General features: G+C 72.6%; 13 protein-coding genes. 10 read left to right on the forward strand and 3 right to left on the reverse strand.

The genetic code is table 11. The annotated features are described in order from the left end of the window. The first annotated feature begins 92 nt into the window (after positions 1–92). The 6 genes from GC092_RS08860 to GC092_RS08885 all read left to right on the forward strand — a co-directional run bounded on the left by GC092_RS08860 (position 93) and on the right by GC092_RS08885 (position 6219). On the forward strand, positions 93–1247 hold the full coding sequence (locus tag GC092_RS08860; protein WP_324011426.1) for a glutamate--cysteine ligase: 1155 nt from the start codon (positions 93–95) through the stop codon (positions 1245–1247). Positions 1248–1329: 82 nt separating this feature from the next. Further along, positions 1330–2364, forward strand: coding sequence for an iron-siderophore ABC transporter substrate-binding protein (locus GC092_RS08865; protein ID WP_282977618.1), 1035 nt, complete (start codon positions 1330–1332; stop codon positions 2362–2364). Further along, on the forward strand, positions 2361–3410 hold the full coding sequence (locus tag GC092_RS08870) for a FecCD family ABC transporter permease (protein ID WP_324011430.1): 1050 nt from the start codon (positions 2361–2363) through the stop codon (positions 3408–3410). Before GC092_RS08865 ends, GC092_RS08870 begins: the two co-directional genes overlap by 4 nt. Before the next feature lie 13 nt (positions 3411–3423). Continuing rightward, positions 3424–4482: a FecCD family ABC transporter permease gene (locus GC092_RS08875; protein ID WP_324011432.1), complete on the forward strand. Its 1059-nt coding sequence runs from the start codon at positions 3424–3426 to the stop codon at positions 4480–4482. Then, positions 4479–5321, forward strand: a complete 843-nt coding sequence (locus GC092_RS08880) for an ABC transporter ATP-binding protein (RefSeq protein ID WP_324011434.1) — start codon at positions 4479–4481, stop codon at positions 5319–5321. The genes GC092_RS08875 and GC092_RS08880 overlap by 4 nt, the downstream gene beginning before the upstream one ends. Before the next feature lie 10 nt (positions 5322–5331). Next, a complete protein-coding gene (locus GC092_RS08885; RefSeq protein ID WP_324014883.1) occupies positions 5332–6219 on the forward strand; it encodes a siderophore-interacting protein in 888 nt (295 codons plus the stop codon). Positions 6220–6231: 12 nt separating this feature from the next. Here the strand turns inward: GC092_RS08885 and GC092_RS08890 are convergent, their stop codons facing one another. Beyond that, on the reverse strand, positions 6232–7206 hold the full coding sequence (locus GC092_RS08890) for a sugar-binding transcriptional regulator (RefSeq protein WP_271171712.1): 975 nt from the start codon (positions 7204–7206) through the stop codon (positions 6232–6234). A 109-nt stretch (positions 7207–7315) separates the two neighbouring features. Between GC092_RS08890 and GC092_RS08895 the strand changes: the two genes are divergently transcribed. The 3 genes from GC092_RS08895 (at position 7316) to glpK (ending at position 11440) form a co-directional block, all read left to right on the forward strand. Then, entirely contained in the window at positions 7316–9022 is a 1707-nt protein-coding gene (locus GC092_RS08895) for a glycerol-3-phosphate dehydrogenase/oxidase (RefSeq protein ID WP_271171711.1), read from the forward strand. Between the two features lie 108 nt (positions 9023–9130). Beyond that, positions 9131–9886 carry an MIP/aquaporin family protein gene (locus GC092_RS08900; RefSeq protein ID WP_324011437.1) on the forward strand — a complete coding sequence of 252 codons (756 nt, stop codon included), beginning with the start codon at positions 9131–9133 and terminating at the stop codon, positions 9884–9886. A 39-nt stretch (positions 9887–9925) separates the two neighbouring features. Further along, positions 9926–11440: a glycerol kinase GlpK gene (gene glpK, locus GC092_RS08905; protein WP_324011439.1), complete on the forward strand. Its 1515-nt coding sequence runs from the start codon at positions 9926–9928 to the stop codon at positions 11438–11440. Positions 11441–11491: 51 nt separating this feature from the next. Here the strand turns inward: glpK and GC092_RS08910 are convergent, their stop codons facing one another. Together GC092_RS08910 and GC092_RS08915 are read right to left on the reverse strand one after the other, a co-directional pair. Continuing rightward, positions 11492–11905 (reverse strand): VOC family protein, encoded by a 414-nt coding sequence (locus GC092_RS08910; RefSeq protein ID WP_324011441.1) that lies wholly within the window; start codon positions 11903–11905, stop codon positions 11492–11494. Positions 11906–11915: 10 nt separating this feature from the next. Then, entirely contained in the window at positions 11916–12782 is an 867-nt protein-coding gene (locus GC092_RS08915; RefSeq protein WP_324011443.1) for a LysR family transcriptional regulator, read from the reverse strand. A gap of 79 nt (positions 12783–12861) precedes the next feature. Between GC092_RS08915 and GC092_RS08920 the strand changes: the two genes are divergently transcribed. Then, a complete protein-coding gene (locus GC092_RS08920; protein WP_324011445.1) occupies positions 12862–13737 on the forward strand; it encodes an EamA family transporter in 876 nt (291 codons plus the stop codon).

Raw genomic sequence — 13737 nt, forward strand, 5'->3', positions numbered from 1 at the left:
GTCGAGCAGCTGGTCCGACCCTCCATTCTGCCAGATGACGCACCGAGGCGCGAACCATCCGCCACGCGAGTCGTCTGTGCGAGGCTGAGCGCATGACGCTGCGCTTCGCCCGCTCCGCCCGCTCGTCCGTGGGCGTCGAGTGGGAGCTCATGCTCGCCGATCGCGACAGCGGCGAGCTCGTCGGGCGCGGGCCCGAGATCGTCGACGCGCTCGCCGCGGCGACCGAGCGCGAGCGCTTCACGGTCACCGGCGAGCTCCTGACCAACACGGTCGAGGTGACCAGCGGCGTGGGCACGACGGTCGCCGAGGCCCTCCACGACATCTCCGCCGCCGTCGACGTCGTCCGCGCCCACGCCGACCCGCTCGGCGTGGCGCTGCTGTCGGCGGGGAGCCATCCGTTCGCGCAGTGGTACGACCAGGCCGTCACCGACAAGACGCGATATCACTCCCTCATCGAGCGCACGCAGTGGTGGGGGCGCAACATGATGATCTGGGGCGTGCACGTGCACGTCGGCGTGGAGGACGTCGCCAAGGTCATGCCGATCGTCGGCGCGCTCACGACGTTCCTCCCGCATTTCCAGGCCCTCTCCGCGTCGAGCCCGTTCTGGGCGGGCGAGCGCACGGGGTACGCCTCGAACCGGGCCCTCGTCTTCCAGCAGCTGCCGACCGCGGGGCTCCCCTGGCAGCTGGACGCGTGGTCGGACTTCGAGGGGTACGTCGACGACATGACGCGAGCGGGGGTCATGGCCGACGAGACCGAGGTCCGCTGGGACATCCGCCCGGCGCCGCGCTGGGGCACGGTCGAGGTGAGGGTGTGCGACGGGATGTCGACGGCCGCCGAGCTCGCCGCGGTCGCCGCCTTCACCCAGACGCTCGTGGAGGCCTTCTCGCGCGCACTCGACTCCGGGCGGACCCCTCTCGTCCTGCAGCCCTGGTACGTGCGCGAGAACAAGTGGCGGGCCGCGCGGTACGGACTCGACGCCGATGTCGTCGTGGATCGGTCGGGCGCGCAGCGGCCGGTGCGGGACCATCTCGCGGAGGCGCTCGATGATCTGCTCCCTATCGCGGAGCAGCTCGGGTGCGCGGCCGAGCTCGCGGGCATCGGCGACATGCTCGAGGGCGGAGCGAGCTACGCACGGCAGGCCGCGGTCGCGGATGCGACGGGCGGAGACCTGCGCGCCGTCGTCGCGCACCTCATGGCGGAGTTCGCACAGGGGCGCGCGCTCCCTCCCACCCCGCGGGGGTGATGCACGGGCGGCGGGTGCATTAGGGTAGCCTAAGCTCAGTACCCGACGCCGAGGCTCCGGCCTCACGATGAAAGGCACCCCTGTGCGTTCCACACGTGCTGTCGCGCTCGCCGCGACCCTCACCGCCGCCGCCGCCCTGACGGCCTGCGCCTCCTCCTCAGCGACCACCGACCCCGACGCGGACGCGGGTTCGCCGGCCGAGGGCTCCTTCCCGGTCGAGATCGAGCACGCGCTCGGCACGACGACGATCGAGAGCGCGCCCGAGCGCGTCGCCGCGATCGGATGGGGCAACCACGACGCGGCCCTCGCCCTCGGCGTGGCCCCTGTGGGCGCCGACGACCAGACCTGGTCGTTCGACCAGAGCGACGGGCTCGGCCTCTACGAGTGGTCGCTCGACGCGTACGAGGAGCTCGGCGCCGACGAGCCGGTGATCTTCGACACGTCCGCCGGTATCGACTTCGAGGCGATCGCCGACACCGCGCCCGACGTGATCCTGGCCGCTCACTCCGGGATCACCGAGGACGACTACGCGACCCTCAGCGAGATCGCGCCGGTCGTCGCGTACCCGGACGTGCCCTGGTACACGCCGTGGCGCGAGACGATCCGCCTCGACGGCGCGGCCCTCGGGCTCGCCGACGAGGCCGAGGCCCTCATCGCCGACATCGACGAGCAGATCGCCGAGGCGACCGCGGACGCGGGCTTCGAGGGCAAGACGGCCGCATTCCTGTCCCTCAGCGCGGCCGACCTCTCCACCGGCTCCGTGTACGCCGCGGGCGACACGCGCGCCGCGTTCCTCGGCGACCTCGGCTTCGACACGCCGACCATCGTCGAGGAGGCCGGAGCCGACGGGTCGTTCTACGCCGACTTCAGCGCCGAGAACGTCGACCGGCTCTCCGACGTCGACGTGATCGTCGCGTACGGCGGCGACGACCTCCTCCCGGCCCTCCAGGCCGACCCGCTGTGGAGCACGATCCCCGCGGTCCAGAACGGCGCGGTCGTCGCCGTCGGCATGGGCGACGCCCTCTCCAGCGCGGTCTCGCCGACCGCCCTGTCCATCCCGTGGATGCTCGACGAGTACGTCGGGCTGCTGAGCGACGCGGCGGCGAAGGCCGAGTGACGCTCGCGGAGCACCGCACCGCCTCCGTCTCGAAGCTGGAGGCGGTGCGGCGCGTCGCCCTCGTCATCGGCGGCGTCCTCGCGATCGCCGTCGCCGCCGTCCTCTCGCTCGCGTTCGGCTCGCGGACGGTCGCCCTTCCGGAGATCCTCGAGGGCCTCGCGGCCTGGACGCGGGGGGAGGTCGCGCAGCAGCTCGGCGCGATCGCCGTGCAGGAGCGCATCCCCCGGACCGTGCTCGCGCTCGTCGCGGGGGCCGCTCTCGCGCTCTCCGGCGCGCTCATGCAGGCGGTCACGCGCAATCCCATCGCGGATCCGGGCATCCTCGGCGTCAACACCGGCGCCTCGCTGTTCGTGGTGTGCGGCATCGCCTTCCTCGGCATCTCGTCGACGTGGGCGTACCTCGGCCTCGCCCTCGCGGGTGCGAGCCTGGCCGCGGCGTTCGTCTACGTGATCGGCTCGATCGGGCCAGGCGGAGCGACGCCCATCAAGCTCGCGCTCGCCGGCGCGGCGACGACCGCCGCGCTGTCCTCGCTCGTGAGCGCCGTGCTGCTGCCGCGCGCGCAGGCGATGAACGAGTTCCGCTTCTGGCAGGTCGGCGGCGTGGGCGGCGCGAGCTGGGACACGATGGCCGCGATCGTGCCGCTGCTGGCCGCGGCCGCGCTCGTCGCCCTCCTCGCCTCGCCCGCACTCAACGCGCTCGCCCTCGGCGACGACGTGGCGGTCGGGCTCGGCGTCCGCGTCGGGCGCACCCGGGCCATCGCCGCCGCGGCCGGCGTCGTCCTGTGCGCGGGCGTCACGGCCATCGCAGGGCCCATCGCCTTCGTGGGCCTCATGGTGCCGCACGTCGTGCGTCTCCTGTCGGGCCCCGACCAGCGGTGGCTTCTCCCCCTCTCCGCCGTCGGCGGCGCCGTCCTCCTCACCCTCGCCGACACGATCGGCCGGGTGATCGGCTCGCCGGGCGAGGTCGAGGCCGGCATCGTCACCGCCTTCCTCGGCGCCCCCGTCCTCGTCCTCATCGCGCGGCGCACGCGCATGAAGGCCCTCTGACCGAAAGCCCGCCATGACCGTCCTCGCTCCCGCGCCCGCGACGCCCGACGTCGTCGAGCCGCTGCGCGCCGGCCGCCGGCGCCGCTCACGGCGCCGCGCGATCGCCGTCGCCGTGCTCGCGGTGCTGCTCGTCGCCCTGTTCGGCGCGATGCTCATGCTCGGCCGCACGATCTACCCCGTGGGCGACGTCCTCGCCGTGATCCTCGGCGCGGATGTGCCCGGCGCGTCGTTCACGGTCGGCACGCTGCGCGTCCCGCGGGCCATCGCCGGGGCGCTCGCGGGGCTCGCGTTCGGCCTGGCCGGCTCGACCTTCCAGACCATGCTGCGCAATCCGCTCGCGAGCCCCGACGTGATCGGCATCACGTCGGGAGCGAGCGCCGCAGCGGTGGTCGCCCTCGTCGTCCTGCACTGGTCGGCCGGCGCGACGATGCTCCTCTCGCTCGTCGTGGGAGTCGGCACAGCCGCCGTCATCTACGCGACGGCCAGGGGCGGGGAGTCGACCGGCGGCCGGCTGATCCTCATCGGGATCGGCATCGGCGCGATGCTCGACTCGGTCGTGGCGTTCGTCATCTCGCGCGCGGCGGAGTGGGATGTCCCGGTCGCGATGCGCTGGCTCACCGGCAGTCTCAACGGCGTCAAGATGGACGACGTCGTGCCGCTCGCCGTCGCGGTCGCGATCCTCCTGCCCCTCGTGCTGCTCCTCTCGCGGGACCTGCGCGCGCTCGAGCTCGGCGACGCCTCGGCCACCGCGCTCGGCGTGCGCGTCGACCGCGCGCGCATCCTGCTCGTGCTCGCCGCCGTCGCGCTCGCGTGCTTCGCCACCGCCACCACGGGGCCGATCGCGTTCGTCGCGTTCCTGGCCGGGCCGATCGCCGCGCGCATCGTCGGCCCCGGCGCCTTCCTCGCCGTGCCGGCGGCCCTCGTGGGCGGCTGCCTCGTCCTCGGCGCCGACCTCCTCGGCCAGTTCGCGTTCGACACGAAGTTCCCCGTCGGCGTGATCACGGGCATCCTCGGCGCCCCCTATCTGCTCTTCCTCCTCGTCCGCACGAGCCGCCTCGGAGGTTCCTCATGACCGTGCAGCACACCCTCGAAGCACAGTCCCTCGTCGCCGGCTACGGCGGCCGCACGATCGTCGACGGCGTCGACCTCGTCGTCCCCGCCGGGCGCATCAGCGTCATCGTGGGCGCCAACGCGTGCGGCAAGTCGACGCTGCTCAAGACCATCTCCCGGCTGATCCCCGCGCGCAGCGGCGGCGTCGTCCTCGACGGGCGCCGCATCGACGAGGTCCCCACCAAGCAACTCGCGCGCACGCTGGGGCTCCTGCCCCAGCAGCCGATCGCGCCCGAGGGCATCGCCGTCGCCGACCTCGTCGGACGCGGTCGCCATCCGCACCAGAAGCTCTTCCGCTCGTGGACCGCCGAGGACGAGCGCGCGGTCGCCGAGGCGCTCGAGGCGACCGGCATCGCCGATCTCGCCGACCGGTCGGTCGACGAGCTGTCGGGCGGCCAGCGCCAGCGCGTGTGGATCGCCATGGCCCTCGCACAGGAGACGGGCATCCTCCTCCTCGACGAGCCCACGACCTTCCTCGACGTCACGCATCAGATCGAGGTGCTCGATCTGCTCACCGACCTCAACCGGCGCCGCGGGACGACCATCGTCATGGTGCTCCACGACATCAACCTCGCGGCCCGGTACGCCGACCACCTCTTCGCGCTCCGCGCCGGACGGCTCATCGCCTCGGGCGCACCCGGCGACGTCGTCACGAGCGAGCTCATCTCCGACGTGTTCGACCTCGACGCGCTCGTCATCACCGACCCGGTCTCGGGCACGCCCCTCGTGCTCCCCCGCGGCCGCCACCACGTGCTCCCCGCCGCGCTCACGGCCGAGCACTCCACCCCGACAGGAGTCTGACGTGTCCGACATGGAGTTCTTCCGCGTGTCCGTCGCGCGCATCGCCGACCTCACCCCCAGCTTCCGGCGCTTCACGTTCACGGGCGAGCAGCTGCACCGCTACGGCGACCCCGGCTTCGACCAGCGCATCAAGGTCGTCTTCCCGAGCGCGACAGCGTCGATCGACGACATGCCGACGGGCGAGGACTGGTATACGACCTGGCGAGAGCTCCCGGTCGATCGCCGTCCTCCGTTCCGGACCTACACGACGCGCGCCGTGCGCGGCGACCTCCGCGAGGTCGACGTCGACATGGTCGCGCACGATGTCTCTGGCCCTGCCTCGGCGTGGATCCAGAGCGCGCAGGTGGGCGACGAGCTGCTCATCCTCGCGCCGACGGTCGAGCGCGAGGGCGTGAGCCTCGGCGTCGACTTCGTGCCGCCGGCCGAGGTCGAGCACGTCCTGCTCGCGGGAGACGAGACGGCCGCGCCCGCGATCGCGGTGATCCTCGAGCAGCTCCCCCGCACCGCGCGGGGCACGGTCGTCCTCGAGGTGCCGGACGACCGCGACGCCGCTTACCTGCCCGACCACCCCGGGTTCGCGGTGCACGTGACAGGGCGCGGCTCCCGACAGCGCAACGAGCACCTCGTGCAGACGGTGCGGGATGTCGCGCCCGCGCTGTGCGCGCCGGGCCGCGGCTCCGAGGTGGAGGAGATCGACGTCGACAGCGAGATCCTGTGGGACGTGCCGACGAGGAGGAAGGGCGCGACGGCGCTCCGGAGCGCTCCGCTCTACGCGTGGCTCGCGGGCGAGTCGGCCGGCATCAAGACGCTGCGGCGTCACCTCGTGAGCGAGCACGGCGTCGACCGCCGCGCCGTGGCGTTCATGGGCTACTGGCGTCTCGGCCGATCCGAGATCTGACCGCGGGCGCCCTCAGCTCGCGTCGAGGAGGCGGTTCGCGAGGGCCTCGTCGAGCACGACGTCGGTGGCCAGCCCCGCGCCGAGCGCGGCGCGCAGGCTCGCGAGCTTGTGCGCGCCGGCGACCACGCACACGCGACGCGGCACGCGGCGCAGGCGGTCGAGCGTCGGACCCGTCGCGCGCGCGTTGAGCCGCACGTCGCGCCAGCTGCCGTCCGCCCGGAAGAACACCGTCGCGACGTCGCCGATGACGCGGTCCTCCGAGAGGCTCCGGTAGTCGTCCCGGTCGAGGTAGCCCCCGACGTAGACCCGGCTGGGGACCTCGGCGGACGGCGAGCCCAGGCTGAAGAGCGCGAGATCCATGCGCGCCTGCAGGTCGAGCACCCGCCGGGTGCTCCGCTCGCGCCACATCGCCTCACGCGTGGCCGGGTCGTCGAAGAACGCGGGCACCGGGAACTGCTGCACCTTCGCGCCGAACGCATGCCCGAACCGCTGCAGGATCTCGCTCGAGTACTCGACGCCGGTCGTCTGCGTGTTGCCCGCGCCGTTGAGCTGGACGACAGTCGTGTTGTGGGTCTCCTTCTGGGGGAGGTTGCGGCTCACGGCGCTCAGCGTCGATCCCCACGCGACGCCCACGATCATGTTCGAGTCGACGAACTGCGCCGTCAGACGCGCGGCCGTCATCGCGACGCGCTCGAGGCGATCGACCTCGCTCACGTTCGCGGGCACGGGCACGACGTGCGCGGCCACCCGGAACCGCTCGCTCACCCGCTGCTCGAGCATGCCCCCGCGCTCGAGCGGCGAGTTGATCCGGATGTCCACGAGCCCGATGTCCCGCGCGTGGCTCAGCAGGCGCGAGACCGACGAGCGCGAGGTGCCGAGCTCGCGCGCGATCGCCTCCATCGTGCGGTCCTGCATGTAGTAGAGCTGCGCGGCCTTGAGCGCCTGCACGAGCTTCGCATCCCGGGCTCCCGGCCTCTCCGCGTCCATTCCGCCACCTCTCCGCCGCGCCCCCGCTGCACATATGTGCATTCGAGTTGTGCACTTGTGTCCTCGGGTCCGAGGCTATACCCGAACCGACACAGAAGAGAGGTCGACGATGATCGATTCCCGTCCTTCCGCCGAGCGCCCGTCCGTCGCGGCCGTCCGCGAGACCGGCCGCACGACGGTCCTCATCATCGGCGGCGGCATCAACGGCATCTCGACCTTCCGCGACCTCGCCCTGCAGGGCGTCGATGTCGTGCTCGTCGAGCGGGGCGACTTCGCCTCGGGAGCCTCCTCGGCGTCGAGCCACATGATCCACGGCGGCATCCGCTACCTCGAGAACGGCGAGTTCCGCCTCGTCCAGGAATCGGTCCAGGAGCGCAACGGACTCCTCAAGATCGCCCCGCACTACGTCAAGCCGCTCGAGACGACGATCCCGATCTACTCGACCTTCTCGGGCATCCTCTCGGCGCCCATGCGCTTCCTCACGCACCGATCGGGCAAGCCGCAGGAGCGCGGGGCCGCGCTCATCAAGATCGGCCTGACCATCTACGACACCTTCTCGCGCGACGGCGGCATGGTGCCGCGGCACCGCTTCCTCGGCCGCCGCAGGTCGCTCGAGGAGCTTCCCGCCCTCGACCCCAGGATCAAGTACACGGCGACGTACTTCGACGCGTCGATGCACGACCCCGAGCGCCTCGCGCTCGACGTCCTGCTCGACGGCATCGCGGCGCACCCGGGGGCGCAGGCGCTCAACTACGTCGAGGCCGTCGGCCGCACCGACGACGGCGTGATCGTGCGCGACCGGGAGACCGGCGAGACGTTCCCCATCGCGGCGGACGTCGTCGTGAACGCGTCGGGCCCGTGGACCGACCTCACGAACGAGGCGCTCGGCACCGAGACGCGCTTCATGGGCGGCACGAAGGGCTCGCACATCGTCCTCGATCACCCCGAGCTGCTCGCGGCGACCAAGGGGCGCGAGATCTTCTTCGAGCACTCGGACGGGCGCATCGTGCTCATCTACCCGCTCAAGGGCCGCGTGCTCGTGGGGACGACCGACATCGACGCCGACCCGAGCACGCCGGCGGTGTGCACCGAGGAGGAGGTCGACTACTTCTTCGACCTCATCCACCACGTCTTCCCCCAGATCGCCGTCGACCGCGGCCAGATCGTCTACCGCTTCGCGGGCATCCGCCCGCTCCCCCGCCACGAGGACACCGCACCCGGCTTCGTCTCGCGCGACTACCGGGTCGAGATCGACCGCTCGGGGCGCGTCCCGCTCCTCAGCCTCGTGGGCGGCAAGTGGACGACCTTCCGCGCGCTCGGCGAGTCGCTGTCGAACACGGTCCTCGACCTCCTCGGCCGCACCCGCACCGTCAAGACGGCCGGTCGCCCGATCGGCGGCGGCCGCGACTTCCCGCGCACGCCGGCCGACCGCCGGGCGTGGACCTCCGCGCACCTCGCCGGAGCGGGCGAGCGCGCCGACGCCCTTCTCACGCGGTACGGCACACGCGCCGCGGCCGTCTGGGACTTCATCGCCCAGGGCGACGACGCGCCGCTCGCGCGCGGCGACCTCTCCACGCGCGAACTGGCGTGGATGGTGCAGGACGAGCACGTCGTCCACCTCGCCGACGTCGTGCTGCGCCGCACGAGCATCGCCTTCACCGGAGGCGCGGACGCGGACATCCTCGACGAGCTGGCCGACGCGCTCGCGCCGCTGCTCGGCTGGGACGCCGCTCGGCGCGATGATGAGGTCGAGCAGGCCCGCACGATCCTCAACGACTTCCACGGACTCACGATCCCCGACCGCACGCGTCACTGACGCACGGTCGCAGGGGCCTCCCTCCTCGGGGCCCCGACCGGAGACATCTCCGCTCACTCCCGTGCGACGGCAGAGGGGCCGCCGCACTCACGAAAGGTCGAAGAAGACATGAACGAAGTGAACCTCGGGCTCTACTTCCTGTCCGAGATGGTCGGAACGGGGATGCTGATCCTGCTCGGATGCGGCGTCGTCGCGAACGTCGTGCTCGCGAAGAACAAGGGCTTCGGCGGCGGCTTCCTGATGGTGAACTGGGGATGGGGCCTCGCGGTCTTCGCGGGCGTGCTCGCCTCCGCGTACTCCGGCGCGATCCTCAACCCCGCCGTCGGCATCGGCCTGCTCCTCGCGGGCAAGATCACCTTCACGATGTTCCTCGTGGCCACGGCCGCCGAGCTCGTCGGCGCGATCATCGGCGCTGTCCTGTGCTGGGCGGCCTACCGCCAGCACTTCGACGTCGAGGAGGACCCCGCGAACAAGCTGGGCGTGTTCTCGACGGGCCCCGCCATCCGCTCCTACGGCCACAACCTCATCACCGAGATCATCGGCACGTTCGTGCTCGTGTTCATCATCTTCGCGTTCGCCGACTACGGCGACATCGAGGTGGGCGTGCCCGGCGGCCTCGGCCCGCTCACGGCCCTGCCGGTCGCGCTGCTCGTCGTCAGCATCGGCGCCTCGCTGGGCGGCCCCACGGGCTACGCGATCAACCCGGCCCGCGACCTCGGCCCGCGCATCGCGCACGCCATCCTGCCCATCAAGGGCAAGGGCTCGAGCGACTGGGGCTACTCGTGGGTCCCCGTCGTGGGCCCGCTCATCGGCGGCGCGATCGCCGCCCTCGCCGCACCCGCGCTCCTCGGCCTCGCCGCCTGAGCACCCGCCATCCGCATCCGCGTTCAAAGGAGAATCACCATGGCCGACTACATCATCGCGATCGACCAGGGCACGACGTCGAGCCGCGCGATCATCTTCGACAAGAAGGGCAGCATCGTCGCGACCGGTCAGAAGGAGCACGAGCAGATCCTGCCGAAGGCCGGCTGGGTCGAGCATGACCCGATCGAGATCTGGCGCAACGTGCAGGAGGTCATCGGCCTCGCGCTGAGCCGCGCAGACCTCACCCGCCACGACATCGCGGCGGTGGGCATCACGAACCAGCGCGAGACGGCCGTCGTGTGGGACCGCACGACGGGCAAGCCGGTCTACAACGCGATCGTCTGGCAGGACACGCGCACGCAGGACATCGTCGACCGCCTGGCGGCCGACGGGGGCGGCGACCGGTTCAAGCAGGTGGTCGGCCTCCCGCTCGCCACCTACTTCTCCGGCACGAAGATCGCCTGGATCCTCGAGAACGTCGAGGGCGCGCGCGAGAAGGCCGAGGCGGGCGACCTCGCGTTCGGCACGACCGACTCGTGGGTGCTCTGGAACCTCACCGGCGGAACGGACGGCGGCGTCCACGTCACCGACGTGACGAACGCGTCGCGCACGATGTTCATGGACCTCGAGACGCTCGAGTGGCGCGACGACATCCTCGAGGCGTTCGGCGTGCCGCGCTCGATGATGCCCGAGATCCGCTCGTCCTCCGAGGTCTACGGCGCGGCCGAGAGCTCGTCGCTCCTGCGCGAGACCCCCATCGCCGGCATCCTGGGCGACCAGCAGGCCGCGACCTTCGGCCAGGCCGCCTTCCAGAAGGGCGAGAGCAAGAACACCTACGGCACGGGCTGCTTCCTCATCTTCAACACGGGCGAGGACATCGTCCACTCGAAGAACGGGCTCCTCACGACCGTCGGCTACAAGCTCGGCGACGGGCCGACGCACTACGCCCTGGAGGGCTCGATCGCGGTCACGGGCTCGCTCATCCAGTGGCTGCGGGATCAGCTCGGGATCATCCAGACGGCGCCCGAGGTCGAGGAGCTCGCGCGCCAGGTCGAGGACAACGGCGGCGTGTACATCGTCCCCGCGTTCTCGGGCCTGTTCGCTCCGTACTGGCGGCCGGATGCGCGCGGTGCGATCGTGGGCCTGACCCGCTACGCGAACCGGAACCACATCGCGCGCGCCGCCCTCGAGGCCGTGGCGTACCAGACGCGCGACGTGCTCGACGCCGTGAACGCCGACGCGGGCGTGGACCTCACCGAGCTCAAGGTCGACGGCGGCATGGTCGCCAACGACGCGCTCATGCAGTTCCAGGCCGACGTGCTCGGCGTGCCGGTCGTCCGCCCCGTCGTCGCCGAGACGACGGCGCTCGGCGCTGCCTACGCCGCGGGCCTCGCCGTGGGCTTCTGGAACGGCCTCGACGACCTGTCCGCGAACTGGCAGGAGGACAAGCGCTGGGAGCCGACGATGGACGAGGGCGAGCGCGACCGCCTGCTTCGGCAGTGGCGCAAGGCCGTCACGAAGTCGATGGACTGGGTCGACGACGACGTCGCGTGACCTGTGCGCACGGCGGGCCCGGAGGAGCGATCCTCCGGGCCCGCCGTCGTGTCAGGGCAGCAGGCTCTCGCCCAGGGGCGACGGGTTGACGGCCACCTCCCATCGGAAGCCGTCGGGGTCGGCGAAGTAGCCGGAGTAGCCGCCCCACGCGCGCTGCTGCGCCGCGACGACGGCCGTCGCGCCGGCCGTCCGCGCCTGCGCGAGCACGGCGTCGACCTGCGCGGGCTCGGCGACGTTGTGCGCGAGCGTGACCGGCGGTGTGCCTCCGCGGGTGACCGCGCCGATCTCCTCCTCGGCGTGAGCGCGATCCCAGAGGGAGAGGAGGAGCCGCTCCCCCACGCGGATCATGAGCACCTCGCCGGGCGCCTCGAACTCGGCGCGCCATGCGAGTCCGTCGATGTAGAACCGCCGCGAGGCCGCGACGTCGTCGACCACGAGCGTGATGAGGCTGATCCGCTGGTCCATGGCGCCAGTCTCACACGATGAGCGGCAGGAGCGCACGCGCCGCCGCGCGCGGGGCGCGGGCGTCCCACGCGACGTGCTCGGCGCGCACCGGACCGTCGCTCACGGGCACCGCCGCGATCGCCCGGTCGTCCATCGGGACGACCCCCGGCGGCAGGAGCGTGACCGCGAGGCCCGCGGCCGCGAGGCCGCGCAGATGATCGGCCGTGCCCGCCTCGAACGCGACGTCGCGCGCGATGCCGGCCGACGCGAACGCATGATCGGACTGCTCCCGCCCTGAGGTGCCGGAGGGGAAGTCGGCGAAGACCGCGTCCGCGAGGTCGGCGAGCGAGAGGATCTCGCGGGACGCGAGCGGATGGCCGCCCGGCAGCACCGCGACCAGGGCCTCCCGTGCGAGCACCCGCGAGGCGACACCCTCGGGCACGAGGCCGTCCCGCAGGCCGAGGAGGGCCACATCGAGCGCGCCCGCGCGCACGGCGGGCACCATCTCGTCGCTGTTGCCCATCCGCAGCTCGACGCGCACGTGCGGATGCGCCGCGCGGAAGCGCCCGAGCACCGCCGGGACGTCGACGGCCGTGACCGTCGGGATGACGCCCATGCGCAGCGTCCCGCGCACCTCTCCGGCGGCCGACGCGGCCTCCTCCCTGGCGCGGTCGGCTGCGAGGAGCGCCTCGCGCGCGTGCGCCGCGAACGCCTCGCCCGCCTCCGTCACGCGCACCGCCCTGCTCGTCCGCGCGAACAGGCGCGTCCCGATCTCGCGCTCGAGCGCAGCGATCTGGTGACTGAGGGCCGACTGCGTCACGTGGCAGCGCGCCGCGGCGCGCGTGAACCCGCCCTCCTCGATCACGGCGACGACGTAGCGCATCTGCTGGAGCTCCATGCATCCATGATCCCGCTTCATCATTCAGATGAGAAGGATGCGTTGGACTCATCCCCATAGCGGAGCGGAGGCTGGAGCCATGAGCGCTCCCGTCACCGTCCTCCTCACCGCCCTCGCGCCGATCGCGTGGGGCACGACCTACATCGTGACGAGCGAGCTCCTGCCGCCAGGGCATCCCCTCTTCGCGGCGCTCCTGCGCGCGCTGCCCGCGGGGCTCCTCGCGCTCGCGATCGGCCGCGCGCTGCCCCGCGGCGTCTGGTGGGCTCGCGCCGCGCTCCTGGGCGCGCTGAACATCGGCGCGTTCTTCCCGCTGCTCTTCCTCGCGGCCGAGCGCCTTCCCGGCGGCGTCGCCGCGGCCGTCGGCGGCGCGCAGCCGGTCATCGTCGTGCTCCTGTCGGCCGTGGTGCTGCGCACCCCGGTGCGCCCGCGGCCGCTCGCGATCGGCGCGGCCGGCGCGGTCGGCGTGGCGCTCGTCGTCCTCGGGCCGAGCGCCGCTCTCGATCCGATCGGCGTCGCCGCGGCGATCGGCGGGACCGCCTCGATGGCGCTCGGGCTCGTCCTCACGAAGCGCTGGGGGCGCCCCGAGGGCGTGGGCGCGATCTCCTACGCCGGCTGGCAGCTGACGGCGGGCGGTCTCGTCCTGCTGCCGGCCGTGCTCGCCGTCGAGGGCGTCCCCGCGCGCATCGACGGCGCTGCGGTCGCCGGGTACGTCTGGCTCGCGACGGCGGGCGGCATCGTCGCGTACACCCTGTGGTTCCGGGGGATCCAGCGGCTGCCGGCATTCGCCGCGGGGCTGCTCGGCCTGCTCTCGCCCGTGGTCGCGACGCTCATCGGCGTCGCCGTGCTCGGCGAGACCTTCACGCCCGTGCAGGCGGCGGGGATCGCGCTCGCTCTCGGCGCGCTCATCATCGGTCAGGTGCCCGCGCGGCGCGCCCAGGTCGTGGGCGGGGCCTGA

The organism is Microbacterium sp. JZ37 (assembly GCF_035188445.1).
GTDB lineage: Bacteria > Actinomycetota > Actinomycetes > Actinomycetales > Microbacteriaceae > Microbacterium > Microbacterium barkeri.

What these genes read in the sequence shown, in the direction of transcription:
- GC092_RS08920 (WP_324011445.1), top strand. Translation starts at nt 12,862, where the DNA reads ATGAGCGCTCCCGTCACCGTCCTCCTCACCGCCCTCGCGCCGATCGCG.
- GC092_RS08875 (WP_324011432.1), top strand. Translation starts at nt 3,424, where the DNA reads ATGACCGTCCTCGCTCCCGCGCCCGCGACGCCCGACGTCGTCGAGCCG.
- GC092_RS08880 (WP_324011434.1), top strand. Translation starts at nt 4,479, where the DNA reads ATGACCGTGCAGCACACCCTCGAAGCACAGTCCCTCGTCGCCGGCTAC.
- GC092_RS08910 (WP_324011441.1), bottom strand. Translation starts at nt 11,905, where the DNA reads ATGGACCAGCGGATCAGCCTCATCACGCTCGTGGTCGACGACGTCGCG.
- GC092_RS08895 (WP_271171711.1), top strand. Translation starts at nt 7,316, where the DNA reads ATGATCGATTCCCGTCCTTCCGCCGAGCGCCCGTCCGTCGCGGCCGTC.
- GC092_RS08860 (WP_324011426.1), top strand. Translation starts at nt 93, where the DNA reads ATGACGCTGCGCTTCGCCCGCTCCGCCCGCTCGTCCGTGGGCGTCGAG.
- glpK (WP_324011439.1), top strand. Translation starts at nt 9,926, where the DNA reads ATGGCCGACTACATCATCGCGATCGACCAGGGCACGACGTCGAGCCGC.
- GC092_RS08915 (WP_324011443.1), bottom strand. Translation starts at nt 12,782, where the DNA reads ATGGAGCTCCAGCAGATGCGCTACGTCGTCGCCGTGATCGAGGAGGGC.
- GC092_RS08890 (WP_271171712.1), bottom strand. Translation starts at nt 7,206, where the DNA reads ATGGACGCGGAGAGGCCGGGAGCCCGGGATGCGAAGCTCGTGCAGGCG.
- GC092_RS08900 (WP_324011437.1), top strand. Translation starts at nt 9,131, where the DNA reads ATGAACGAAGTGAACCTCGGGCTCTACTTCCTGTCCGAGATGGTCGGA.
- GC092_RS08885 (WP_324014883.1), top strand. Translation starts at nt 5,332, where the DNA reads ATGGAGTTCTTCCGCGTGTCCGTCGCGCGCATCGCCGACCTCACCCCC.